Origin of the sequence: Streptomyces sp. LaPpAH-108, from assembly GCF_000373625.1 — a bacterium.
In the GTDB taxonomy this organism is placed as follows: domain Bacteria; phylum Actinomycetota; class Actinomycetes; order Streptomycetales; family Streptomycetaceae; genus Streptomyces.
In genome coordinates, this window is sequence record NZ_KB891988.1 from 995997 (window position 1) to 1019603 (window position 23607).

21 protein-coding genes are annotated in these 23607 nt (G+C 71.2%); 10 read left to right on the plus strand and 11 right to left on the minus strand.

The window, feature by feature from the left end; all coding sequences use genetic code 11:
• Positions 1–70 precede the first annotated feature (70 nt).
• The 3 genes from dapD (at position 71) to B079_RS0110630 (ending at position 2995) form a co-directional block, all read left to right on the plus strand.
• Positions 71–1057, plus strand: a complete 987-nt coding sequence (gene dapD, locus B079_RS0110620) for a 2,3,4,5-tetrahydropyridine-2,6-dicarboxylate N-succinyltransferase (protein ID WP_018545780.1) — start codon at positions 71–73, stop codon at positions 1055–1057.
• 190 nt (positions 1058–1247) lie between these two features.
• Entirely contained in the window at positions 1248–1808 is a 561-nt protein-coding gene (locus B079_RS0110625) for a SigE family RNA polymerase sigma factor (protein WP_018545781.1), read from the plus strand.
• Entirely contained in the window at positions 1805–2995 is a 1191-nt protein-coding gene (locus B079_RS0110630) for a hypothetical protein (RefSeq protein WP_018545782.1), read from the plus strand. The genes B079_RS0110625 and B079_RS0110630 overlap by 4 nt, the downstream gene beginning before the upstream one ends.
• Here the strand turns inward: B079_RS0110630 and dapA are convergent, their stop codons facing one another.
• Together dapA and B079_RS0110640 are read right to left on the minus strand one after the other, a co-directional pair.
• A complete protein-coding gene (dapA, locus tag B079_RS0110635; RefSeq protein WP_018545783.1) occupies positions 2996–3892 on the minus strand; it encodes a 4-hydroxy-tetrahydrodipicolinate synthase in 897 nt (298 codons plus the stop codon). It abuts the gene before it with no gap.
• A 77-nt stretch (positions 3893–3969) separates the two neighbouring features.
• Positions 3970–5790 (minus strand): endonuclease/exonuclease/phosphatase family protein, encoded by a 1821-nt coding sequence (locus B079_RS0110640; RefSeq protein WP_018545784.1) that lies wholly within the window; start codon positions 5788–5790, stop codon positions 3970–3972.
• 267 nt (positions 5791–6057) lie between these two features.
• Here B079_RS0110640 and B079_RS0110645 point away from each other — a divergent pair, with 267 nt between their 5' ends.
• Together B079_RS0110645 and B079_RS0110650 are read left to right on the plus strand one after the other, a co-directional pair.
• Entirely contained in the window at positions 6058–7482 is a 1425-nt protein-coding gene (locus B079_RS0110645) for a hypothetical protein (RefSeq protein WP_018545785.1), read from the plus strand.
• A 62-nt stretch (positions 7483–7544) separates the two neighbouring features.
• Complete coding sequence (locus B079_RS0110650) at positions 7545–8111, plus strand: TetR/AcrR family transcriptional regulator (RefSeq protein WP_026248563.1); 567 nt, start codon at positions 7545–7547, stop codon at positions 8109–8111.
• A 131-nt stretch (positions 8112–8242) separates the two neighbouring features.
• Here B079_RS0110650 and B079_RS0110655 read toward each other — a convergent pair whose 3' ends face one another.
• From B079_RS0110655 to B079_RS0110685, 7 genes are all read right to left on the minus strand, one after another.
• Positions 8243–9424 carry a TerD family protein gene (locus B079_RS0110655; RefSeq protein WP_018545787.1) on the minus strand — a complete coding sequence of 394 codons (1182 nt, stop codon included), beginning with the start codon at positions 9422–9424 and terminating at the stop codon, positions 8243–8245.
• A 107-nt stretch (positions 9425–9531) separates the two neighbouring features.
• The gene (locus B079_RS0110660) at positions 9532–10521 is read right to left on the minus strand and encodes a zinc-dependent alcohol dehydrogenase family protein (RefSeq protein WP_018545788.1); all 990 of its coding nucleotides are present in this window, start codon (positions 10519–10521) and stop codon (positions 9532–9534) included.
• The gene (locus tag B079_RS0110665) at positions 10518–11357 is read right to left on the minus strand and encodes a carbohydrate ABC transporter permease (RefSeq protein ID WP_018545789.1); all 840 of its coding nucleotides are present in this window, start codon (positions 11355–11357) and stop codon (positions 10518–10520) included. The genes B079_RS0110660 and B079_RS0110665 overlap by 4 nt, the downstream gene beginning before the upstream one ends.
• Positions 11354–12292 (minus strand): carbohydrate ABC transporter permease, encoded by a 939-nt coding sequence (locus B079_RS0110670; RefSeq protein WP_018545790.1) that lies wholly within the window; start codon positions 12290–12292, stop codon positions 11354–11356. The genes B079_RS0110665 and B079_RS0110670 overlap by 4 nt, the downstream gene beginning before the upstream one ends.
• A 14-nt stretch (positions 12293–12306) precedes the next feature.
• Entirely contained in the window at positions 12307–13680 is a 1374-nt protein-coding gene (locus B079_RS0110675; protein ID WP_018545791.1) for an ABC transporter substrate-binding protein, read from the minus strand.
• A gap of 201 nt (positions 13681–13881) precedes the next feature.
• A complete protein-coding gene (locus B079_RS0110680) occupies positions 13882–14652 on the minus strand; it encodes a DeoR/GlpR family DNA-binding transcription regulator (RefSeq protein ID WP_018545792.1) in 771 nt (256 codons plus the stop codon).
• 272 nt (positions 14653–14924) lie between these two features.
• Positions 14925–15746 (minus strand): NAD-dependent epimerase/dehydratase family protein, encoded by an 822-nt coding sequence (locus tag B079_RS0110685; RefSeq protein WP_018545793.1) that lies wholly within the window; start codon positions 15744–15746, stop codon positions 14925–14927.
• Between the two features lie 248 nt (positions 15747–15994).
• Between B079_RS0110685 and B079_RS0110690 the strand changes: the two genes are divergently transcribed.
• On the plus strand, positions 15995–17161 hold the full coding sequence (locus tag B079_RS0110690; RefSeq protein ID WP_018545794.1) for a hypothetical protein: 1167 nt from the start codon (positions 15995–15997) through the stop codon (positions 17159–17161).
• A gap of 149 nt (positions 17162–17310) precedes the next feature.
• Positions 17311–17913 carry a TIGR03086 family metal-binding protein gene (locus B079_RS0110695; RefSeq protein WP_018545795.1) on the plus strand — a complete coding sequence of 201 codons (603 nt, stop codon included), beginning with the start codon at positions 17311–17313 and terminating at the stop codon, positions 17911–17913.
• A gap of 25 nt (positions 17914–17938) precedes the next feature.
• On the opposite strand, the gene B079_RS0110700 is transcribed toward B079_RS0110695, so the two are convergent.
• Positions 17939–19123, minus strand: a complete 1185-nt coding sequence (locus tag B079_RS0110700) for an MFS transporter (RefSeq protein WP_018545796.1) — start codon at positions 19121–19123, stop codon at positions 17939–17941.
• A gap of 56 nt (positions 19124–19179) precedes the next feature.
• On the opposite strand from B079_RS0110700, the gene B079_RS0110705 reads away from it, so the two are divergent.
• From B079_RS0110705 to B079_RS0110715, 3 genes are all read left to right on the plus strand, one after another.
• Positions 19180–19575, plus strand: a complete 396-nt coding sequence (locus B079_RS0110705) for a MerR family transcriptional regulator (RefSeq protein ID WP_018545797.1) — start codon at positions 19180–19182, stop codon at positions 19573–19575.
• A 56-nt stretch (positions 19576–19631) separates the two neighbouring features.
• The gene (locus B079_RS0110710; protein ID WP_018545798.1) at positions 19632–20429 is read left to right on the plus strand and encodes an HAD family acid phosphatase; all 798 of its coding nucleotides are present in this window, start codon (positions 19632–19634) and stop codon (positions 20427–20429) included.
• A gap of 175 nt (positions 20430–20604) precedes the next feature.
• The gene (locus tag B079_RS0110715) at positions 20605–22059 is read left to right on the plus strand and encodes an NCS2 family permease (protein WP_018545799.1); all 1455 of its coding nucleotides are present in this window, start codon (positions 20605–20607) and stop codon (positions 22057–22059) included.
• A gap of 64 nt (positions 22060–22123) precedes the next feature.
• Here the strand turns inward: B079_RS0110715 and B079_RS0110720 are convergent, their stop codons facing one another.
• A complete protein-coding gene (locus tag B079_RS0110720; protein ID WP_018545800.1) occupies positions 22124–23575 on the minus strand; it encodes a peptidoglycan D,D-transpeptidase FtsI family protein in 1452 nt (483 codons plus the stop codon).
• Positions 23576–23607: the final 32 nt, after the last annotated feature.

Consider the following 23607-nt stretch of genomic DNA (forward strand, 5'->3'; position numbering starts at 1 on the left):
CGCCTTCGCACACCCGGCGCGAGCGCGCGCGGGTGCGTACCTGCCCCCACCCCACGTTAGGTTTGCACGTATGACCGACACCGCTTCCCGTACCACCGGCGCCGTCGCCGCCGGTCTCGCCACCATCGCCGCCGACGGCACCGTTCTCGACACCTGGTTCCCGGCTCCCGAGCTGGTCGCCGAGCCGGGCCCCTCCGGCACCGAGCGGCTGTCGGCCGACCGGGCCGCCGAGCTGCTCGGCGACAAGGTCGTCTCCGCGCTCGGCCCGGACGCCCGCCGGGGGGTCGACGTGGTCGCGGTGCGTACGGTCATCGGCTCGCTGGACGAGAAGCCGGTCGACGCGCACGACGCCTATCTGCGCCTCCACCTGCTCTCCCACCGCCTGGTCAAGCCGCACGGGGTGAGCCTGGACGGCATCTTCGGGCACCTCGCCAACGTCGCCTGGACCTCGCTCGGCCCGGTCGCCGTGGACGCCATCGAGACGGTGCGGCTGAACGCCCGCGCCGAGGGCCTGCACCTCCAGGTCACCTCGATCGACAAGTTCCCGCGCATGACGGACTACGTGGCCCCCAAGGGCGTGCGCATCGCCGACGCCGACCGCGTCCGCCTCGGCGCGCACCTGGCCGAGGGCACCACGGTCATGCACGAGGGCTTCGTCAACTTCAACGCGGGCACGCTGGGCACCTCCATGGTCGAGGGCCGCATCTCCGCGGGCGTCGTCGTGGGCGACGGCTCGGACATCGGCGGCGGCGCCTCCACCATGGGCACCCTCTCCGGCGGCGGCAACGTCATCATCACCATCGGCGAGCGCTGCCTGGTCGGCGCCGAGGCGGGCGTCGGCATCGCGCTGGGCGACGAGTGCGTCGTCGAAGCGGGCCTCTACGTCACCGCGGGCACCCGCGTCACCCTCCCCGACGGCCAGATCGTCAAAGCCCGCGAACTCTCCGGCGCCTCGAACATCCTCTTCCGCCGCAACTCGGTGACGGGAGCGGTGGAGGCCCGCCCGAACAACGCGGTCTGGGGCGGCTTGAACGAGGTGCTGCACAGCCACAACTGACCGGCTGCCGCAGCCTTTTCACCGAGCGCCCTCCCAACGGCCCCTTCCCGGGCCGGTCGGGAGGGCGCTCGGTGTGTCGTGGGGGAGATTTTTTTCTTCGTACTCACCGGCATAGCGGGGCGGGGCCGCGCGCGTCACAGGGGGTGCAGGGGCCGGGCACAGGGTCGGTCCGGGGAAAGAGAAGGTGACGATGGATGCCGAAGGCCAGGAGAGCTTCCGGGAGTTCGTGGCGAGCAGGTCGTCCGCCCTGCTGAGGACGGCCGTGCTGCTGACCGGCGGCGACCGGCACGCGGCCGAGGACCTGCTGCAGAACGCGCTGGTCAAGGCGGCCGGACACTGGCACCGGATCGACGAACCCGAGCCGTACGTACGGCAGATCCTGTACCGGCAGCAGATCAGCCGCTGGCGGCTGAAGTGGCGACGGCGCGAACTCAGCGTCGCCGAACCGCCCGAGAGCCACGCGGACCCGGACGACCCCTCGTCCGCCGCCGAACTGCGGCTCGTCCTGCGCGCCGCGCTCGCCAAGCTGACGGCACGTCAGCGCACCATGCTGGTGCTGCGGTACTACGAGGACCTGCAAGAGGCCGACGTGGCCCGGCTCCTCGGCTGCTCCGTCGGCACCGTACGGTCCACCACCCACCGCTCCCTGGCCCGACTGCGCGCCCTCGCGCCCGAGTTGGCCGCCCTGGGCCCGGCGGCGGCCGAGCAGCAGCCGTCCCGTGACTTCTCGCCCGTGGAGGTGCGTCCGTGAACGTCGACGAATTCGTGCGCGACACCCTGCACGAGCAGGCCGGTGAACAGCAGCCGCTGGCACCGGGGTTCGCGGATCGTGTGCTGGCCGTCCGCCGTCGCCGCCGTACCCGCAGGCTCGCGGGCGTCGCCGCCGCGGTGGCGATCGCGGTCGCGGTCCCGCTGGTGGACTCACGGTGGTCCGAGGTGCTGCCCGCGAGTGTGGTCGGGCCCGAGGGGGGCGGTGTCATGGCCCACCCGGACCAGTCGCCGCCCCGCGACATGATCGCCGCCGGACGGACGGCGCTGGCCGCTTACTACACCTTGAAGACCGTGAAGCACGGTGCCGACCGGGCCGTGGCTACGCGCACCTACTGGCTGCTCAACCCGAAGACGCGGACGTACGAGAGGACGACCAAGTGGTCCTGGGTCGCCGTCGCCCCCGGGCTGCGGACGGCCGCTGTCCTGGAACAGGGTCTGCCCGCCCGCCGGATCGGCCTGCTCGATCTCGCGTCCGGGCAGATCAAGCGGTGGATCTCCGTCGACCATCCGGTCGCGAGCCTCTCCTTCTCGCGGGACGGCACCAAGATCGTCGCGACGGCCTACGGGGGCAACCCCGACGAGCAGTACAAGATCGAAGGTGTCCCGGACTGGCAGCCAGACGCCCGGGCGGCGGACCGCAACGGCTTCCTCGTCATCGATGTGGCCTCGGGCAGCAGTTCCTGGGCCAAGGTCGGCGGGGACGGGACTGACCTCAACAGCCGCCAGGACTTCGCCTTCAGCCGTGACGACCGGTTCGTCTGGTCAGGTGCGGACACCCCGTCCGGCTATCAGTACTTCGACCGGCAGGGAAACGAGGTCGAAGCGCCGTTGGGCGAAGGGCAGGTGAACTGGTTCGTCGCTGCGGGCCTCTCGCCCGACGGCAAGCGCGCCGCCGGTGACTTCGCGGGCGAGCGGATGAAGACCTCGTCCTGGATCCTCGACCCCCGCACCGGTCAACACGTCACCGAGGTGCACGGTCAGCAACTGCTCGCCTGGGCCGACGACAACGCGCTGATCGCCTGGGACATGGGCGGCAAGGGCGGCGAGTTCCACAACCGCCTCGTGCTCGTCACGATCGGCAGCGACAAGGTCGTACCACTGAGCGGCTTCCGCGGAGGGAACGCCGCCGCGGCGGGCCGCTGGACCCCCGTCTTCGCCGACCGCTGATCACCCCGCCCCCGTGACCCGCTCGTACGCCGCGCGCAGCCCGTCGGCCGTCTTCCGGTCGGCGGGCAGCAGCGGTGCGTGTACCGGGCCTGCGGGGAGGCCGAGTTCGGTGAGGAGGGCCTTCGCCGTGACCGTGCCGGGCAGGCCCGCGTTCATCATCGCCTCGATGAACGGGGTGGCGCGGAGCTGGAGTTCGGTCGCAAGGGACGTATCGCCCGAGTCGAACGCGTCGAGAATGGCGGTGACTTGGCGCGGGACGACGTTCGCGACGGTGCTCACGCAGCCCGCCGCGCCCACGGCGTAGAGGGCGAGGATGTGTTCGTCACAGCCCGCGTAGTAGGCCAAGTCCGTTGCCGCGAGGACCTTTTGGGTGCCGAGGAAGTCGTAGGAGCAGTCCTTGACGGCCATGATGCGGGGATGGTCGGCGAGGCGGATCATCGTCTCCGGCTCGATGCGGGTGCCGGTGCGGCCGGGGATGTCGTAGAGCATCAGGGGGAGTCCGCTCGCGTCCGCGATCTGGCGGAAGTGGGCCTCCACGGACTCCTGCGGGGGCCTGCTGTAGTACGGCGTGACCACCAACGCGCCGTCGGCGCCCGCCTTTTCGGCCGCGTTGGTCAGTTCGATCGTGTGCCGGGTGTCCGCCGTGCCCACGCCCGCGACCAGGACGACCTCGGGGCCCACCGCCGCGCGGACCGCCGCGATCAGCTCGGCCTTCTCGGTGTCCGTGGTCGTGGGGGACTCGCCCGTGGTGCCGTTCAGGACCAGGCCGTCACAGCCCTCGGTCACCAGATGGGCGGCGAGGCGGGCCGCCCCGTCCACGTCGAGCGTGCCGGTCGGCGTGAACGGGGTGACCATCGCGCAGAGCGTACGGCCGAAGGGTGCGGTGCGAGGTGTCATGGACGTAGTCTCGGCACCCTCGACCGTACAGCTCCACTTAAATCTGCTGCGAGGTATCGCTAAGCAGCTCTGAAGGGTTACGGGCGGAAGCGCAGCACCTGCGGGTCGTGGTCGCTGATCTGGTCGTGGAACTCCGAGTTGATGTGCACGCTGTCGTAGTCGAAGGAACCGTTCCGCCTGATCTGCGGGCTGATCAGGATCTGGTCCAGGACCTGCGCGTTGCCCTGGTAGTCGTAGGTGTAACGCTCCTTCTGAGGCAGCGACTTGATCGCCGACCAGAGTTCGCCGCGCCCCTCCAGGATCTTGGTGGTGCCGGAGAACTCGAAGTCGTTCATGTCGCCGAGCGCGACGACGTTCGCGTCCTTCTGGACGGCCAGGATGTCCTTGACGAAGCCGTTCACCAGGGTCGCCTGCGCGTGCCGCTGGGTCTCCGAGCTGCGCGTCGGCGGCTGGTACTGCGCGGTCAGCGCCTGGTCGCCGCCCTTGGAGTTGAGGTGGTTGGCGATGACGAAGACCGTCTTGCCCCGGAAGACGAACTCGCCCGCCAGCGGCTTGCGGCTCGCGTTCCAGGCCGCGTCGGCCGGGGCGATCCGGCCGGGCGAGGCGGTGAGGCGCGCCTTGCCGTGGTCCTTGGTCACGCCGACGGCGGTCGTGGAGTCGCCGCCCGCGCGGTCCACGAAGGACACCCGCTCCGGGTTGAACAGGAACACCTGGCGGATGTTGCCGCCGGGCTCGCCGCCGTCCTGGTCGTTGACCGGGTCGATCGAGCGCCAGTCGTAGCGCGGGCCGCCCGCCGCCACGATCGCGTCGATCAGCTTGTTCACGGTCACGCCCGCCGACACCGTGCCGTCGTCGGTGGCGCCGTTGTCGTCCTGGATCTCTTCCAGGGACACGACGTCGGGCGACCGCAGGTTGTTCACGATCGCGGACGCGTGCTGCGCGAAGGTGTCGTCCGAGGGGTCCAGGTTCTCGACGTTGTACGTCGCCACCGCGAGCTGCCGCGCCGACTGCTTCCGCGTCGTCTCCCGCTCCAGGCCGCCGCTCTTCAGCGTGCCGAGGCTGCTCGCGACGAGCGTGTAGCCGCCGTACTGGTTGAAGTCCAGCGGGCCGGTCGTGGCGCCCTTGAGGGTGTCGCCGACGTTCGCCTGCGGGAAGTCGGCGGTCGCGCCGAGCGACTGGATCTGGAGACGGCCGGTGTTCTGGGAGTCGTACGAGCCGTAGAGCGTGCCGCCCCGGGGGGTGCGGTGCTCGCCGGGCTTCACGGTGACCCACAGCTCGGCGTAGGGGTCCGTGCCGGTGACCACGCGGGTGTCCGCGACCTGGACGTTCATGCCCTCCAGGGACTCGTAGTAGTCCAGGGCGTACGTCGAGGGGGCCAGCCGCACGCTGTTCACGGAGCCGTTCGCGTCCCCGGCGGGCGTGTAGCGGTCCGGCACCGCGTGCTTGCCGATGACGACCGGGGCCGGGACCGGGTTGCCGGTGGAGACCGTGGTGACGACCGGCTTGGTGATCTCGGTCAGCGACTGGTTGCCCGAGGCGGTGCCGCCCGGCACGTACTCGGAGACCGTGCCCGTCACCGTGACCGAGTCACCGACGGCGACCTTCGGCGCGGAGCTGGTGAAGACGAACACGCCCTCACTGGTGGCCGGGTCGGCGTCCGGCGTCGGGTCCTGGAGCCAGAAGCCCTTGGACGAGCCGTAGTCCCGCACGGCCGTGACGATGCCCGGCACGTCCGTGACCGTCTGACCGGCGTACGGCGAGATACGGGTGGTGCCCTGGATGTCGTGGATGCGCACCGCGTCCGCGTGCGCGGGCGAGGTGAGGACGACGACGGACGTCGCGCCGCACACGGCGGCGACGGTGAGCGCGGCGAGACGCGCGGAAGACCTGCTCGGCAAGGGATGCCTCCGGGGACGTACGAGAACGCCGGAACGAGGGTGGAAACGCGGTTGCGTGTCGGGCCGGTGGCCCTCAGTGACGTGCGCAGAGCCGGGTGAACAGTCGTTCCCCGACTTCTACGCGCGTCAATCTCCTGCCTGGCGACGGGAGTTGTCAAGGTTTCAGCCATGGACGGGTGATGACGCACAGATGAACCGGGGGTCATGACGGCAAACCCGTCTAGGCTGAGCGGTCGAGCCCGTTCACGGTCCGAGGAGAACCAGCCGATGTCAGACAGCGCCCCCCTGCCGCCCGTGCGGCTGCGCCCCGAAGCGGAGCTGGCGCACGCCGCGCTGTCCACCCCGCTGCTCTCCCGCGCCGCCCGCCTGGCCCGCTGGGCCGGGGACGGGACGCGCGTGGACTCGGGCGGCAGCCTGGTCGAGGAACAGCTTCCGGCCGCCGCCGCGCTGCTCGGGCTCGACGGGGCGGACGCCGCCGCCGACGCCGCCGAGGCGTGGCGGGTCGCGGTGGACGCCGGGCTGGTCGAGATCACCGACGAGGAGGCCGGGACCGTGGCGCCCGGCGACGGCCTCGCCCTGCTCACCGGCTCCCCGCAGGACGTGCTGGGGGTGTGGCTGGCCGCCCTGGAGACGGTCCTGGCGGACGCGAGCGTGCCCGACCTGGACGGTCTGGTCGACGCCCTGGAGGAGGGCGGCGAGATCGATTTCACGTCGCTCGACTGGGATCCCGAGGCCGAGGCGGAGTTCCTGGACAACGTCCTCGGCAACCTCTATCTGCTGTCCGCCAGCGAGGACGGCCCCGGCGAGAGCCCGGTGCCGCTGCCCGCCCTCGCCGCCTCCGTGATCGTGCCCGGCGACATGGACGAGCCCAGCGACGCCGTCCTGGAGCAGGTCTCCGACGCGATGATGCGCCTTGACGACCAGTTCCGGCTGCTCGCGCCGGTCGGCGCGGTGGAGTACGAGCCGGTGGACGAGGCGCTGATGGGCGACGCGGAGACCGAGCCCGCCGTGCCCGTGGACGAGGACGACATCGCCCGCTACGGCATGGTCCGCCTCACCCCGCTCGGGGTGTACGGCATGCGCGCCCGGCTGCTTGAGGCCGGGTTCGAGGCCCCGGCCGTCGGCGACTTCGCGGACAAGGGCGCCGACGTGCTGCTCGACGGCACCGCCGCCTTCGGGCCGCAGGCCGCGCGGGCCGAGACCGAGCGGTGGCTCGCCGAGCGCGAACCCCTCGCCGCAGCACGGGAGTTGCTGGCCGCGGCCCGGGGCGCCGACGCGGGGGCCCCGCTGCGGCGGCTGCACTGCCAGCAGGCACTGTCCCTGGTCGGCCCGGAAGCCGAGCCCGCGCTGCGCGAGGTGCTGGACGACGCCGAGCTGGGCGGCCTCGCCCGGGTGTGGCTCAGCGAGCGCGGCGCGGCCGATGTGCCGCCGCCCACCCAGGACCTGGTGTTCTGGCTGACCGTCGACACCATCGCCGCGCAGCTCCAGGCGGAGGGGAACTCCGAGGAACTGCAGGCGCTGGTCGAGGGGTTGGCCGCCCAGCACAGCGGGTTCTTCGCGGCGGCCTGGCGGGTGGACCACCCGGCGACCCCCGAGGTGCTGGAGGCGATGGGGCGGCTCCACCCGGACAAGCGGGTGGCGAAGGAGGCGCGCAAGGCGGCGTTCAAGGCGCGGTCGCAGCAAGGGCTTTGAGGCGTGCGGCGGGTGCTCGTGGTCTCCGTGGGTGCCGCCCCGGATGGGCGAGGAGTCAGGTGATGGCGCGGGTCAGACCCATGCGGGCGGACGCCCGGCGGAACTACGAGCGGCTGCTGGAGGTGGCGGCCGAGGCGTTCGCCGAGCACGGCGAGAACGCGTCCCTCGACGACATCGCCAAGCGCGCCGGGGTCGGCTCCGGCACCCTCTACCGGCACTTCCCGACCCGCCAGGCACTCCTGGAGGCGGCGTACGTGGAGCGGATCGAGGCGCTGGGCGCCCGCGCCGACGCCCTCGCCGAACGCCTGCCGCCGGGCGAGGCCCTGGCCGAATGGCTCTACGAACTCTGCGTCGCCTCGATCCAGGTCCGCGGCATGAAGTCCCTGCTGGGCAAGGCCGTCACCGACGGCACCTCGGTCCCACCCACCACCTGCGGCGCGGTGGTGCAGGGCGCGGTCACCCGCCTGGTCTTTGCCGCCCGGACCGAGGGCACCCTCCGCCAGGACCTCTCCCCGGTGGACCTCCTCCGCCTGGCCCACGGAGTCGCCACCGCCTCGGAACTGGCGAACGGCGAGGGGCACGAGATCCGCCGGTACCTGACGTTCCTGACGGAGGGGCTGCGGCCGTAGCGCGGGTGCCTCGGGGCGAACGCCGGTGCCTGAGACCGAGGTGCCCTACGGCAGCCCCACCGGTCCTTCCGCTGCCCCCTGGAGGGGAGGCGGAAGGACCGGCGGCCGAGGTGTGCCGAGCGCGCGGGCCGTCAGAGCGCCTTTGCCCCCGGGCCCATCATGTTCTTCACCGTGCGGGCCTTCACGAAGTCGCCGAGGGCTGTCATGTCCCATTCGCCGGAGTACTGGCGGACGAATTTGGCCATGAGGACGCCGGTCTGGGGTTCGGCGGAGGTGAGGTCGAAGCGGACCAGTTCTTCGCCGGTCACCGGGTCGATCAGGCGGCAGTACGCCTTGGCGACCTCGGTGAACTTCTGGCCGGAGAAGGAGTTGACGGTGAAGACCAGGCCGGTGACCTCCTGGGGGACGCGGCCGAGGTCGACCGTGATCACCTCGTCGTCACCGCCGCCCTCGCCGGTGAGGTTGTCGCCGGAGTGCTTGATCGCGCCGTTCAGGATGGACAGCTTGCCGAAGTAGCAGGCGTCGACCGCGTTGCGCTGCGGGCCGTAGGCGATGACCGAGGCGTCCAGGTCGATGTCCTTGCCCCGGTAGGCGGGCTCCCAGCCGAGGCCCATCTGGACCCGGGAGAGCAGCGGGGCACCGCCCTTGACCAGGGACACCGTCTCGTTCTTGCGGAGGCTGACCCGGCCCTTGTCCAGGTTGACCTTGCCCGCGCCGGGAGCGGGCGGAGCGGGCTGGGCCGGGGGAGCGGACGGCATCGGGGGAGCGGCGGACGGCTGGGAGACCGGCTGCTGGGGAGCGGGGGCCGCGGCGGGCTGCGCCGGTTCCTCCACCGTCACACCGAAGTCCGTGGCGATGCCCGCCAGGCCGTTCGCATAGCCCTGGCCGACCGCGCGGGCCTTCCACTGGCCGTTGCGCCGGTAGATCTCCACGACCACCAGCGCGGTCTCGCTGCCCAGGCTGGGCGGGGTGAAGGTGGCCAGGACCGCGCCGCCGTCCGCGTCGCGGATCGTGGCCGTCGGCTCGATGCCCTGGAAGGTCTGGCCCGCCGCGTCCGGGCTCGCGGTCACCACGATCTTCTCGATGTCCGGCGGCACGGCGGCGGTGTCCACCGTGATCGCGTCCGGCGCGCCGCCGCCGGAGCGGTAGGCCACGCCCGGGCCGGACGGCTGGTTGTAGAAGATGAAGTCGGCGTCGGAGCGCACCTTGCCGTCGGCGGTGAGCAGCAGGCCCGACACGTCCAGCCGCACGGGCGCGGCGACGTCCACGGAGACACGGGCGGCCGGCAGCGGCACGTTCGAACCAGGGGTCATAGCGGTCATGCCGGGTGAACGAACGACATGACTTTGCCGTTCCCTTACCCGGTGCGGTGACCCCCGTTCGGGTCACCGCACCGGGTAAAACCCTGGGTCAAGCAGGGTCAGGGCACCACGACGATCTTGCGCCCGACGCCCGCCGCGAACTGCTCCAGCGCCTGCGGGTAGTTGTCCAGCGCGATCCGGTCGCTGATGAACACCTCCGGGTTCAGCACACCGTTCGCGAACAGCTCCGCCGCCCGCTCGTAGCTGTGCAGCACGGCCATGGAGCCCGTGATGGTGATCTCCTGGTTGTAGATGCGGTACGGGTCGATGGTGACCCGCGTCGCGTAGTCGGCCACGCCGAACTGCAGGAACGTACCCGCCTTCGCGACCCGGCCCAGACCGTCCTGGATCGCCGCCGCGTTGCCGGTCGCGTCGATCACGACCTCCCAGCCCTGCGGCCGGTCCAGCTCGTCCGCGCTGGCCGCCGCGCCCGAGACACCGAGCAGCTTGGCGGTCTCCAGGCGGGCCGGGTTGATGTCCACGATGTCCACGCTGGAGGCGCCGGTGCGCTTGGCCAGCTCCATCATCATCAGGCCCATGGTGCCCGAGCCGTAGATCAGGACGTGGGCGCCGAGACGGGAGTTGAGGATGTCGTAGCCGCGCACCGCGCAGGACAGCGGCTCGATCAGGGCCGCGTCCTCGGTGCGTACGTGCTCGGGCAGCTTCACGCAGTTGGCCACCGGGGCCACCGCGAACTGGGCCGCGCCGCCCGCCGTGGTCACGCCGATCGCGGCCCAGCGCTCGCACATGTTGTTGTGGCCGTCGCGGCAGAACCGGCACTCGTAGCAGTAGAGGGAGGGGTCGACGGCCACCCGGTCGCCGACCGCGACCTCGGTGACCTGGCTGCCGATCCCGACGACCTCGCCCGCGAACTCGTGGCCCGGGATGATCGGCAGCTTGGGCGCGAACTCGCCCTGGAGGATGTGCAGATCGGTGCCGCACAGGCCGCAGGCCGCGACCTCGACGACGACCTCGCGGGGTCCGGGCGTCGGGTCGGGGACCTCCATGACGACGGCGCGGCCCACGGACTCGATGACGGCGGCCTTCATTTCACGGCTCCAAGCGACAGGCCCTGGACCAGCTTGTCCTGGGCGGCGAACCCCGCGGCGAGCACCGGCAGGGAGATGACGAGCGAGGCGGCGCACACCTTGGCCAGGAACAGGCCCTGACTGGTGATGAAGCTCGTCAGGAACACGGGGGCGGTCTGCGCGACCACACCCGTCAGGACCCGGGCGAACAGCAGCTCGTTCCAGCTGAAGATGAAGCAGATCAGGGACGTCGCCGCGATGCCCGGAAGGGCGATCGGGGCCACCACGCGGGCCAGGATCATCGGCAGCGGCGCCCCGTCCACCCGCGCCGCCTCGATGATGGCGACCGGCACCTCGGCGAGGAACGACTGCATCATCCACACCGCGATCGGCAGGTTCATCGAGGTGTAGAGGATGACCAGGAGCCAGATGTTGTCCAGCATCCCGGTGTTCTTCGCGAACAGGTACAGCGGCAGCAGACCCGCCACGGCCGGCAGCATCTTGGTCGACAGGAAGAAGAACAGGACGTCCGTCCACTTCTTCACCGGCCGGATCGACAGCGCGTACGCCGCCGGAAGGGCCAGCAGCAGCACGAAGACGGTCGAGAGCACCGACGCCATCGCCGAGTTGATCAGCGCGGGCCAGGGGCTCGCCCCGCCGTTCGCGCCGAAGAAGTCGCGGTAGCCGTCCAGGGTGAGGGCGGCGGCGAAGGACGGCGGGTTGGTCGCCGCGTCCGCCTCGGAGTGGAAGGACGTCAGCGCCATCCAGGCGATGGGCAGGAAGAAGACGATGCCGGCCAGCCAGGCCACCAGGCCGAGCCCGATGCCGCCGCGCCGCTTCGCGGTCAGGGCGCTCATCCGCGCGACACCTCCTCGCGGAACAGGGACGACACCACGCGCAGGGCGAAGGTCGCGATGATGATGGAGCCGATGACGACGAGCACGCCCGCGGCCGAGGCCAGGCCGTTCTCGTGCGCCTGGTAGAAGGTCTGGTACACGGTGTAGGGCAGGTTGGCGGTGCCGAGACCGCCGGAGGTCAGCGTGAACACCGCGTCGAAGTTCTGCACGATGTAGATGGAACCCAGCAGGGCGCCCAGTTCCAGGTAACGGCGCAGATGCGGCAGGGTGAGATGGCGGAAGATCTGCCAGTCGCTCGCCCCGTCCACCCGGGCGGCCTCGATCTGCTGCTGGTCCCGGCTCTGCAGCCCGGCCAGCAGGATCAGCATCATGAACGGTGTCCACTGCCACACCAGCGAGGCTTCGACCGCGAGCAGCGGGGTGTTCGAGATCCAGTCGGGCTGTGGGCCGCCCACATAGTGCAGCAACCCATTGAACAGACCGTACTCCGGGTTGTAGAGCACATGTTTCCAGAGCAGGGCGGCGGCCGTGGGCACCACCAGGAAGGGCGCGATGAGCAGGGTGCGCACCGCGCCCCGGCCCGGGAACTTCCGGTCGAGCAGCAGCGCCAGACCCAGCCCGATGATCAGGCTGGCCAGCACCACGGCGACGGTGAGCAGCACGGTCACCCACACCGACTGGCGCAGGTCCGCGTCGGTCAGCACTTGGCGGTAGTTGTCGATCCCGGTGAACCGGCGCGCCTTCGGGTAGAGGGCGTTCCAGTCGAAGAACGAGATCACCAGCGTGGCCACGAAGGGCAGCTGGGTCACCGCGATCATGAAGACCAGGGCGGGCAGCAGCGGGGCACGGGTCGCCCACGCGCGGATGCGGTCCGAGGGCCGGGCCGCCGGCCGCGCGGTGGCGGCGGCGACCGGGGCCGATGTCGTCACGGTCATGATCCTCGTACTTCTTACTTCCGGTACTTCTTGCCGACGGTCTCGGCGTACGCCTGGGACTTCTTCAGCGCGCTGTCCACGGACTGACGTCCGGCGATCGCGGAGCTGATCTCCTGGGCGACCTTGGTGCCCAGGTCGGTGAACTCGGGGATGCCGACGAACTGGATGCCGGGCGCGGGCCGGGGCTGCACGCCCGGGTTCTTCGGCTCGGCGCTCGCGATGGCGTCCTTGGTGACGTCCGCGAAGGCGCCCGCCTCCTTGGTGTACTGCGGGATGTCGTAGGTCGAGGCGCGCTTGCCCGCGGGCACGTTGGACCAGCCGGCCTTCTGCCCGACCAGGTTCTCGTAGCCCTTGCCGGAGGCCCACGAGATGAACTTCCAGGCGTCGTCGGGGTGCTGGGACGCCTTCTGGATGCCCCACGCCCAGGTGTAGAGCCAGCCGGAGCTCTTGGTCTTCTCGACCGGGGCCGCCACGTAGCCGATCTTGCCCTTGACCGGGGAGCCGGACGCCTCCAGCGAACCGGCGCCCGCCGTGGCGTCGTACCACATGGCCGTCTTGCCCTGCGTCATGTTGTTCAGGCACTCGGCGTAGCCGGACTGCGCGGCGCCCGACTCGCCGTGCTTGCGCACCAGGTCGACGTAGAACTGCGTGGCCTTCTTGAACTCGGGGGAGTTCACGCGGGCGTTCCAGTCCTTGTCGAACCAGGTGCCGCCGAAGGTGTTGACCACCGTGGTCAGCGGGGCGATGACCTCGCCCCAGCCGGGCAGGCCGCGCAGGCAGATGCCCTTCATACCGGGCTCGGCGCCGTCCGTCTTCGCGGCGATGTCGGCCACCTGCTTCCAGGTGGGGTGGGCCGGCATCGTCAGCTTCTTCTTGGCCAGGACGTCCTTGCGGTACATCAGGAAGGAGGACTCGCCGTAGAAGGGCTCGCCGTAGAGCTTGCCGTCCGCGCCGGTCAGCGCCTGCGTCATCGGGGTGAGGATGTCCTGCTGGTCGAAGCCCTTGTCGCTCTTGACGTAGCTGTCGACCGAGTGCAGCCAGCCGTTCTTGGCGTAGATCGGTATCTCGTAGTTGCTGAGGGTGGCGACGTCGTACTGGCCCGCCTGGTTGGCGAAGTCCTGGCTGATCTTGTCTCTGACATCGTTTTCCGGCAGCACGGTGAAGTTGACCTTGATGCCGGTCTTCTTGGTGAAGTTCGCGGCGGTGAGCTTCTGCAGCTCCACCATCTGCGGGTTGTTCACCATCAGGACGTTGATGGAGTGGGCGGTGGACCCGCCGCCTCCCGCACCGCCCGCGCCCGCGCAGCCGGTGAGCAGGGGCGAGACGAGCGTTCCCGCGGCAGCGGCGGCGAGGAGGACGCGAGGCGTACGTCGGCTCTGGGTTGGCATGGCTGGGGTGCTCCTGATCGCTTGTCGGTCCCGTAAGCGGAAGGTGGGTGGTGCGGGTGTTTCTTGTGGTGCTCGTGGTGCTCGGGTGGTGCTCGGGGTGTGGCGGGACCGGCCGTGCGGCTCGCCGGGGGTACGGCGGACGGCCGGGTGGTGCGGGTACGTGGGTGCGGTACGGGCGGGGAGGCGGCTCGGGGTCCGCGGTCAGACCCTGATGACCTGGGGCCCGAGGAGGGAGTAGCGGTGGGCCTCGGCGGCCGGGAGCTGGGTGCTCGTGACGATCGCGTCCACCGAGCCCACATCGGCGAACCGGCAGAAGCTGGCCGCCCCGAACTTGGTGTGCACGCCCGCGAACACCGTGCGCCGCGAGGCCCGCACGGCCTGCGCCTTGACCTCGCTCACGGCGGGATCGGGCGTGGTCAGACCGTGTTCGCGGGAGATGCCGTTGGCGCCGACGAAGGCGAGGTCCAGGACGAACCCGGCCAGCATCTTGGTCGTCCAGTGGTCGACCGTGGCGAGCGTTCCGGCTCTGACCCGGCCGCCGAGCAGCAGGACCGAGACGTTCTCGGCCTCCGCGAGGGCGCCCGCGACCGGCAGGGAGGCGGTGACCACGGTCAGCTGCCGGTCGGTCGGCAGGGCCTCGGCGATGAGCTGCGGGGTGAAGCCCTCGTCGACGAAGACCGACTCCGCGTCTCCGAGCAGCTCGGCCGCGGCAGCCGCGATCCTGCGTTTCTCGGGGACGTGGCTGGTGGCACGGAAGGCGAGCGTCGTCTCGAAGCCGGCGCTCTCGACCGGGTAGGCGCCTCCGTGCGTACGGCGGACCAGGCCGTGGTCCTCCAGCGCGCGCAGATCGCGCCGGATGGTCTCCTTGGCCACGCCCAGCTCGACGGCAAGAGCGGTGACGTCCACGGCGCCGGTCTCACGTGCCGCGCGCACGATCGCGCGCTGGCGCTCCTCGGCCGTGTTGGTGCCCATGTAGTCACCCGCTCTCGTCATTGAGATGCCCGTTCGGGCCCTGGGGAGAGTTCTACAGCGGTCGCGCGGCGCTGACCAGGTCTGTTGGGTGTCCGATCCTGCCCGTGTGTGCCCGTTCACACAGCGCCATGCCCGCCCCGGACCTGCGCGGCTGCCCGAACGGAGATCGAAGCGGGCGTGGCGGGTGCCCGAAACGGCGGCGGGCGGGCCCGTTTGGCGCCCGCCCGCCGCCGCGAGGGATCGTTTTCGGCCGCACCGGGGTGCGGCGGGGCTCAGTACGGCCAGATCGGCGGGTCGACGAGGAAGGGACCGCCCAGGTGGTGATGGGCCGGGTTCGCCGGGTCCAGCTCGCCCTCCTTGGCGATCAGGTCCGCCGCGTACGGCTCGGAGTCGTCCCGCGGCTCGTAGCCGAGCGCCCGCGCGCCGCTCAGGTCCATCCACGCGCGCGTGTTGGCCGAGCCGCCGTAGACGACCGTGTGGCCGACGCCTTCGGCGGTCAGCGCCGCGTGGAAGAGGCGGGCGGCGTCGGCGGGACTCAGCCAGATCGACAGCATCCGCACGCTGGTGGGCTCCGGGAAGCAGGAGCCGATGCGCACGGAGACGGTCTCCAGACCGTGCTTGTCCCAGTAGAGCTGGGCCAGGTCCTCGCCGAAGCACTTGGACAGACCGTAGAAGGTGTCCGGGCGGTGCGGGGTGTCGGCGGGAATCGGGCTGCCGCCGTCCAGGGGCGCGGGGGTGTAGCCGACGGCATGGTTGGAGGAGGCGAAGACCACGCGCGAGACCCCTTCGAGGCGGGCGGCTTCGTAGAGGTGGTAGGTGCCCTCGATGTTGGCGCGGAGGATTTTCTCGAACGGCGCCTCCAGGGAGATGCCCGCGAGGTGGAGGATCCCGTCCACCCCGCGCACCGCCTCGCGCAGGGTCTCCCGGTCCGCGAGGTCGGCGGTGATCGCGTCCGGTTCGCCCTCGACGGGGCGGGCGTCCAGCAGGCGCAGTGTGTAGCCGTACCGGGGCAGCAGGGAGCGCATCAGGGTGCCGACTCCGCCGGAGGCGCCGGTGAGCAGGAGGGTGCGGGCCGCTGGGTGGGGGGCGGACATGTGGTCTCCTTGCCGCTGGGCTGCCGGTCGTATGCGCGAACGTGATTCACATACATGGGCAAGCTAAGGAGCGCCGCCGGGACCGGTCAAGGGGACATCCCGGGATGGAACACCCGTGTGCGGGTGGCTTGTTGGATGCCTTGACCCGCCCGAGAGCGGGACCGTAGCGTGCCGCTGTTCATGGACTTGGACGCCGGTCAGGGATACACCCCGTACGCTGCTCCGGCCGTGCCGCCGGAGGTGGAGACGTGAAGGCGTCGGCGTTCGTCTACCCCTGGGACGTGGTCGGCGATCCCGCCGCGCCCGACCGGATCGCCGGGCTCGGCGTGGAACAGGCGACGCTGGCCGCCGCCTACCACTCCACCCGCGCCCTCACCCCGCGCCATCCCCGCCACCGGATCGTCACCGCCGAGCACGCGGCGGTGCTCTATCCGCCGGGGGAGCGGTGGGCGGGTCGTGTGCTCCGCCCCTATGTGGCGGGCGACTGGGCGCCCGGTGACGCCTGGGGCGAGGCCGCCGGGGCACTGGCGGCGGCGGGCCTGGAGGTGCACACCTGGGTGGTGCTCGCCCACAACTCCCGCCTGGGCGCGGAGCATCCGCACACCTCGGTCGTCAACGCCTACGGCGACCGCTATCCCTGGGCGCCCTGCATCGCCCAGCCCGCCGTCCGCGCCTACCTGGTGGACCTGGCCGCCGAGGCCGCCGTACGCCCCGGCGCGCAGGGCACCGAGCTGGAATCCCTCGGCTGGTACGGGCTGCGGCATCTGCACGCCCACGACAAGACGGGCGGGGTCGCGCTGGGGGAGGCGGGCGAGTATCTGATGTCGCTGTGCTTCTGCCCCGACTGCCGGGAGGGGTACGGCGAACACGGCCTGGACGCCGACAAGTTGGCGGCCGTCGTACGGGGCGCTCTGGAGCCGGTGTGGCGCGGGGCGGCGGACGACGGCGAGGGGTGGTCGGACGTGGAGCGGCTGCTCGGCGCGGACGCGGCGGCGGCCACGCTGACCTGGCGCGAGCACACCGCCCGCACCCTCCAGGAGGACGCCGTCACGGCCGTACGCGCCGCCGCGCCCGAGGGCTTCCAGGTGCTCTTGCACGCGGACCCGGTGTCGTACCACTGCGGTGCCAACGCCGGAGTAGACCCCGCCCACATACTCTCCCGGGCGGACGGTGTGGTGGTCCCCTGTATGGGCGGTACGGCGCCGCTGGCCCCCTTCGCCGCACGGGCCGGCCTCGACACGGTCCTGGCCGCCAACCTCACCATCGTCTCCGGCCTGGGCGGCAGCCCGGCCACCCTCGCCGTCGACGCGGCCCGCGCACAGGACGCCGGGGCGACCGAACTGCGCCTGTATCACGCCGGATTGGCATCGGACGACGACCTCGCGGCGGTACGGGAGGCCCTGTCGGGACACTGAGCGAGGCGGGCCGCCGTGAGGAGCGGGGGGAGGGCGTAGAGCGGGAGCAGCAGTTTGTGATGCGGGGCCGCCGATGAGTTCCCACCCCCGGCCAGGTCATATCCCATACACGGACGCCCGCCGTACCCCCCGTATGCAAGGAGCCCGCCATGGCCGCCCCGACCGATCCGCTGCCCGACCTCGGCCCTCAGGCCCGGATCGTGGCCCAGCTCGCCGACCATGTGTCCGACGACCAGCTGACGGCCTCCACCCCATGCCCGGACTACACGGTCGGGGACCTGCTGGCCCATCTGCACTCCCTGTCCGTTGCCTTCCGGTCGGCGGCCCTCAAGGACTTCGGCCCGAGGACCGACACCGCCCCCACCACCGCCAGGCTCGTCCTCGCCCCGGACTGGCGCACGGAGCTGCCCAAGGCCCTGGACGCCCTGGCCGACGCCTGGCGCGACCCCTCCGCCTGGACCGGCGACACCCGCGCCGGCGGCGTCGCCCTCCCCGGCGCGGTCGCGGGCGCCGTGGCCGCCGACGAACTGGTCCTCCACGCCTGGGACCTCGCCCGCGCCCTGGACCTCCCCTACACCCCCGACCCCGAAGCCCTGTCCTCCGCCCACACCTTCCTCCAAGCAGCCGCCGAACTCCCCGACCGCCCCGCGGGCCTCTTCGGCCCGATCGTCCCGGTCCCGGCGGACGCGTCCCCGCTGGACCGAGCGCTCGGGCTCAGCGGACGCGACCCGGGCTGGGCCGCTCCCGCGTGACGGAGGAGGCGCCGCGACGGGTGGTTCAGACGGCCGTCGGGGTACGGGTGCCGGACGGGTCGTTTGCCCCGGACCTCCGGGGGAGCGCGTAGACCGAGAGGGCCAGGCCCAGCGCGCTCAGCACCGCTCCGGCCGCGCCGGTCCAGCGCAGCGCGCCTGCCGCGACGACCGCCCCGCCGATCGCGGAGCCCATGGCGGTGGCCAGCTGGAAGGCGCCGACGTTGACGGAGACCGCGAGGGTGGGCGCCTCCTGGGCGTGCCGCAGGATCAGGCCCTGGAGCGGGGCGATGGTGGCGGTGGCGAGCAGGCCGAGCAGCAGCACTGCCAGGGCGGCGGTCGGCTGCCAGGTCGCCGCGAAGGGTGTGCAGGCCAGCAGTACGGTCAGGGCCGCGAAGACACCGCGCAGGGTGGCGGCCGGGGCCAGATCGGTCAGCCGCCCCGCGACGATGTTGCCGAGGAAACTCCCGGCCCCGTAGGCGAGGAGCAGGGCCGAGACGACGGACGCGGGGAATCCGGTGACGTGCGTGAGCAGCGGGGCCAGGTAGGTGAAGACCGTGGCGACGCCCGCGAAGCCGACGGCGGTGGTCGCGAGGGCGAGCAGCACGGGCCGTCGTGCCATGACCCTGATCTCGGCGCGCGCTCCCGCCGGTCCGGCCGATTGGCGGGGCAGCACGACGGCGAGCAGCGCGGTGCCGAGCAGGGCGAGACCGGTGAGCACGGTGAACGGCGTTCGCCAGCCGGTCCGTTCGCCCAGCAGCGCCCCCAGCGGAACGCCGAGGAGGGTCGCCGCGGTCAGTCCGGAGACCACGGCCGCCGTCGCCCGTCCCACCTGTTCCGCGGGGACGATCCGGCCCGCGACCACCAGGCAGAGGGCGAAGAACGTCGCGTGCCCGAGCGAGGACAACACCCGTCCCGCCAGGAGAACTTCGTAGGACGGCGCGCACGCGCTGACGGCGCTGCCGGTCGCGAACAGCAGCATCAGCGCCACCGCGAGGAGCTTGCGCGGCACCCGGGCGGTGGCCAGGGTCACCACGGGGCCGCCGACGACCACCCCGAGGCCGTACGCGGTGACGGTCTGCCCGGCGGCGCCCACCGACACCCCTAGATCCGCGGCGACTTGGGGCAGCAGACCGGCGACCAGGTATTCCGACGTGCCCACCACGCACACGGACACGCACAGGGCCGCGAGAATCACGGAACTCTTCTTCATGGCGCGACGCTAAAGTCTGACATCCATGTGAGAGTCAAGCCCGGGAGGGTGGGCCCGTGCGCATCGGGGAGATGGTCCGGCGGACCGGCGTCAGCGAGCGGCTGCTGCGCTACTACGAGGAGCAGGGGCTGCTGGCGCCGAGCCGTCTGCCCAGCGGCTACCGCGTCTACCGCGCGGAGGACGTGGACACCGTCCGCCGCGTACGGACCCTGCTCACCGCCGGACTGACCACGGAGACGATCGCCCGCGTGCTGCCGTGTCTGCGTGAGCAGGACGACCGCCGACTGGTGCCGATCTGCTCGGACTTGGTCACGGAGCTGCGCACGGAGCGCGAGCGGATCACCCGGGCGATCCAGGAACTCCAGGCGTCGCGCGGCATGCTGGACGCCGTGATCGAGGCGGGCCCCACGACGGACCCCGCCGACGTGGCCCCCGGGACGGCCATGGCTTGATATCGATCGTGCAACGGCCGCCCCGCCGCCGCGATGACGCGCGTAGAAAACGTGTCATGCATAAATCACTGCGGATCGCGGCGGCCACCGCCGCCTGTGCGCTCGCCGGGGGGCTGCTGTACGGCGCCGGTGCGGCCACCGCCGGGCAGTCGACGGCGAACTCCACGCATGAGCCCTACAACATCGGGGTTCTGGTCAAGGACATCGACACCTACTACGGCACCACCGCCGACAGCGACGGGGTGTACCAGGCGTCGCCGAGCAGCCCGTACGCCAAGGACCTGGCGCGGATCGACGCCGATGCCAAGCGCTGGATCGACCAGGCGGCGCGCAAGACGCACCACCGGGGGCACAAGCCGGCCGTCGTGTTCGACATCGACGACACGCTGCTGCTGAGCCTCGACTACGAGAAGCGCTACAACTACACGTACGACGCGAACACATGGAACGATTACGTCAATCGTGCCGACCGCCCCGAGGTCTTCGGCAGCCCCGCCCTCGTGCGGTACGCCGAGTCCAAGGGTGTCGCCGTCTTCTACAACTCCGGGCTCAGCGAGGCGCAGCGCGCCGGTGCCGTGGAGAACCTGAAGAAGGTCGGGGCCGACGTGAACCTGGACCCGGGCCACATGTTCCTCAAGGACAAGGCCAACCCGCCCGCCTACCTGTCGAGTTGCGCCACGCCGGGCACTTGGACCTGCACGACCGTGCAGTACAAGGCCGGTACCCGCAAGCACATCGAGAAGGACCTCGGGTACGACATCATCGCCAACTTCGGCGACCAGTACTCCGACCTGGACGGCGGCTACGCCGACCGCACCTACAAGCTGCCCAACCCGACGTACTTCGTCAGCTGAGCCGACAGCGGTTGTGAGCAGGGCAGTTGTCGTCCGGCCCCGGCCTTCCGCCGGGGCCGGACCCATGTCCGATTCCGTTACACGGGGAAAACCTGAAACAGGCGGAACAGGGGAACAATCCAGCCAGCATCCGCACACTCACACCCGCCACGGCGGCGCGACGAGGAGTACGCCCATGTCCGAGACGCAGAAGGTGGATTCACGGCCCGGCGGAGCCGCGCCCCCCGCCGGGAACGGCGTCGACCGGTACTTCCGGATATCCGAGCGGGGATCGAGCTTCGGCCGGGAGATACGCGGCGGTGTCGCCACGTTCTTCACCATGGCCTACATCCTCGTGCTCAACCCGATCATCCTGGGGAGCGCCAAGGACAAGTTCGGGCACACCCTCGACACGGGCCAACTCGCCACCGCCACCGCCCTGGTGGCGTGCGTGATGACGATCGTCATGGGGGTCGGCGGCAACCTCCCGCTCGCCATCGCCGCGGGCCTCGGCCTCAACGCCGTCGTCGCCTTCCAGCTCGCCCCGCTGATGAGCTGGTCCGAGGCGATGGGCCTGGTCGTCATCGAGGGCGTCGTGATCTGTGTGCTGGTCCTCACCGGACTGCGCGAGGCGATCATGAACGCCATCCCGCAGCAGCTCAAACAGGCGATCGGCGTCGGCATCGGCCTGTTCATCGCCTTCATCGGGCTCGTGGACTCGGGCTTCGTCAGCCGCATCCCGGACGCCGCCCACACCACCGTGCCCGTGCAGCTCGGCGCCACCGGCCGCCTCACCGGCTGGCCCGTCCTCGTCTTCTGCGTCGGCGTCCTGCTCACCATCGCGCTGCTCGCCCGCAAGGTGAGGGGCGCGATCCTCATCAGCATCGTCACGATGACCGTCGTTGCGATCGTCGTCAACGCGCTGGCCGACGTGAAGAGTTGGGGCCTGACCACCCCGAAGGTCCCCGACAGCGTCGTCGCCGCGCCGGACTTCGGGCTCGTCGGCCACTTCGACCTGTTCGGCGGCTTCGCCCAGGCGGGCGTACTGACCGCCGTCCTGCTGGTGTTCACCCTCGTCCTGTCCGACTTCTTCGACGCCATGGGCACCATCGTCGGCATCAGCGCCGAGGCCGGACTCCTGGACGAGCGGGGCAAGGTGCCCGGCATCGGGCGGGTGCTGTTCATCGACGGCGCCGCGGCCGTCGCGGGCGGCGTCGGGTCCGCCTCCTCCAACACCGCCTACATCGAGTCCGCCGCCGGGGTCGGCGAGGGCGCCCGCACCGGCTTCGCCAACGTGATCACCGGCGGCCTCTTCGGCCTCGCGCTCTTCCTCACCCCGCTGCTCACCATCGTCCCGCTCCAGGCGGCGGCGCCCGCGCTGATCGCGGTGGGCTTCCTGATGATGACCCACGTCAAGCACATCGACTGGGACAACTACGAGATCGCCGTCCCGGCCTTCCTCACCATCGCCGCGATGCCCTTCACCTACTCCATCACCGACGGCATCGGCGCGGGCTTTCTCGCCTACGTCCTCATCAAGGCGGTCGTGGGCAAGGCCAAGGAGGTCAACTGGCTGCTGTGGGCCGTCTCGGCACTGTTCCTGGTGTACTTCGCGATCGACCCGGTGGAGCAGCTTCTCGGGGTGAAGTGAGCCGGACGCGCGAGGGGCGGCCGGTGTACACGACACCGGCCGCCCCCCATGAGCCTGCGGGCGCCTACTTCAGCGCCGCCGCCATCATCGCCCGCGCCACCGGAGCCGCGAGCCCGTTGCCGCTGACCTCACCCCGCGCCGCGTCCGACTGCTCGACCATCACCGCGACGGCCACCTCCTTGCCGGTGGCGTCCGACGTGCCGTACGAGGTGAACCAGGCGTACGGCGTACCGCTGTTGTTCTCGCCGTGCTGCGCGGTGCCCGTCTTGCCGCCGACCGTCACGCCGTCGATGAGCGCGTTGCGACCGGTGCCGTCGCGGACGACCGTCTCCATCGCGGAGCGCAGCTGCTCGGCCGAGCGGGCGCTGAGGATCCGCTTGGACCCGGCGTCCCCGTCGTAGTCCTTCAGCACATCGCCGTCGCCGTTGGTGAGCTGGGACACCATATGGGGGTCCACCAGCTTGCCGCCGTTGGCTATGGCGGCCGACACCATGGCCATCTGGAGCGGGGTCGCGGTCACGTCGAACTGGCCGATACCGGAGAGCGCGGTCTGCGCCTTGTCCATCTTCGACGGGTACACGCTGGTGTACGCCCGCGCCGGTACGTCCAGCTTCTCGTCGTCGAAGCCGAACTTCTCGGCCATCGCCCGCACCTTGTCCTGCCCGAGGTCCACGGCCAGCTTGCCGAAGACGTTGTTGCAGGAGTACTGGAGTGCGACCCGGAGCGAGGCGTTCTCGCACGGCGCCGAAGCGCTCTCGTTCGGCAGCGGGCGGCTGGTGCCCGGCATGATGTACGGCTCCGGGCTGTCGGTGCGCTGGTCCACGTCCGCGTACAGCCCGTCCTCCAGCGCGGCGGAGGCCACGACCAGCTTGAAGGTCGAGCCCGGCGGCAGCGGCTGGCGCATCGCGCGGTTGGTCAGCGGCTTCTCCGGGTCCTTGGTCAGCCGCGTCCAGGCCGAGCCCGCGGTGTTCGCGTCGGTCAGCTCCCCCGGGTCGTAGGACGGGGTGGAGACCATCGCGAGGATCTTCCCGGTCTTCGGGTCGATCGCGACGGCGCCGCCCTTCTTGCCGCCGAGCGCCGCGTACCCCGCCTTCTGCACCGCCGGATCGATGGTCGTGACCACGTCACCGGGGTCGGGCCGACGGCCGGTGACGGTGTCCATCATCGTGCTCAGCCGGGTGTCGGTGCCGTTGAGCAGGTCGGCGAAGACGCCCTCCAGCTGGGTGGGGGCGTAGGCCTGCGAGGCGTAGCCCGTCACCGCGGCGTACAGCTCGCCGTCCTTGTAGGAGCGCTTGTAGGCGAGGTCGCCCTTGGTGCGCGCCGAACCTGTGACCGCCTTACCGGCCACGACGATGTCGCCGAGCGGGCGCGAGTACGTCGCGATCGCGTTGCGGCGGTTGTCGTTGTCGTCCGCGAGCGCCTGGCCTTCGTAGAACTGCACCCAGGTCGCCCGGAGCAGCAGCCCCAGGACGAGCAGCAGTGCGAAGACGGACGCGTGTCTGATCGTCTTGTTCATCCCGACCGGACAGACGTACGCCCGGAGCGGAA

Excerpts from the sequence above, each read along its gene's own strand:
- B079_RS0110675 (WP_018545791.1), bottom strand. The coding sequence starts at position 13,680 with ATGCCAACCCAGAGCCGACGTACGCCTCGCGTCCTCCTCGCCGCCGCT.
- B079_RS0110710 (WP_018545798.1), top strand. The coding sequence starts at position 19,632 with ATGCATAAATCACTGCGGATCGCGGCGGCCACCGCCGCCTGTGCGCTC.
- B079_RS0110685 (WP_018545793.1), bottom strand. The coding sequence starts at position 15,746 with ATGTCCGCCCCCCACCCAGCGGCCCGCACCCTCCTGCTCACCGGCGCC.
- B079_RS0110655 (WP_018545787.1), bottom strand. The coding sequence starts at position 9,424 with ATGACCCCTGGTTCGAACGTGCCGCTGCCGGCCGCCCGTGTCTCCGTG.
- B079_RS0110680 (WP_018545792.1), bottom strand. The coding sequence starts at position 14,652 with ATGGGCACCAACACGGCCGAGGAGCGCCAGCGCGCGATCGTGCGCGCG.
- dapD (WP_018545780.1), top strand. The coding sequence starts at position 71 with ATGACCGACACCGCTTCCCGTACCACCGGCGCCGTCGCCGCCGGTCTC.
- B079_RS0110665 (WP_018545789.1), bottom strand. The coding sequence starts at position 11,357 with ATGAGCGCCCTGACCGCGAAGCGGCGCGGCGGCATCGGGCTCGGCCTG.
- B079_RS0110660 (WP_018545788.1), bottom strand. The coding sequence starts at position 10,521 with ATGAAGGCCGCCGTCATCGAGTCCGTGGGCCGCGCCGTCGTCATGGAG.
- dapA (WP_018545783.1), bottom strand. The coding sequence starts at position 3,892 with ATGACACCTCGCACCGCACCCTTCGGCCGTACGCTCTGCGCGATGGTC.
- B079_RS0110670 (WP_018545790.1), bottom strand. The coding sequence starts at position 12,292 with ATGACCGTGACGACATCGGCCCCGGTCGCCGCCGCCACCGCGCGGCCG.
- B079_RS0110720 (WP_018545800.1), bottom strand. The coding sequence starts at position 23,575 with ATGAACAAGACGATCAGACACGCGTCCGTCTTCGCACTGCTGCTCGTC.
- B079_RS0110715 (WP_018545799.1), top strand. The coding sequence starts at position 20,605 with ATGTCCGAGACGCAGAAGGTGGATTCACGGCCCGGCGGAGCCGCGCCC.
- B079_RS0110695 (WP_018545795.1), top strand. The coding sequence starts at position 17,311 with ATGGCCGCCCCGACCGATCCGCTGCCCGACCTCGGCCCTCAGGCCCGG.
- B079_RS0110700 (WP_018545796.1), bottom strand. The coding sequence starts at position 19,123 with ATGAAGAAGAGTTCCGTGATTCTCGCGGCCCTGTGCGTGTCCGTGTGC.
- B079_RS0110625 (WP_018545781.1), top strand. The coding sequence starts at position 1,248 with ATGGATGCCGAAGGCCAGGAGAGCTTCCGGGAGTTCGTGGCGAGCAGG.
- B079_RS0110650 (WP_026248563.1), top strand. The coding sequence starts at position 7,545 with ATGGCGCGGGTCAGACCCATGCGGGCGGACGCCCGGCGGAACTACGAG.
- B079_RS0110645 (WP_018545785.1), top strand. The coding sequence starts at position 6,058 with ATGTCAGACAGCGCCCCCCTGCCGCCCGTGCGGCTGCGCCCCGAAGCG.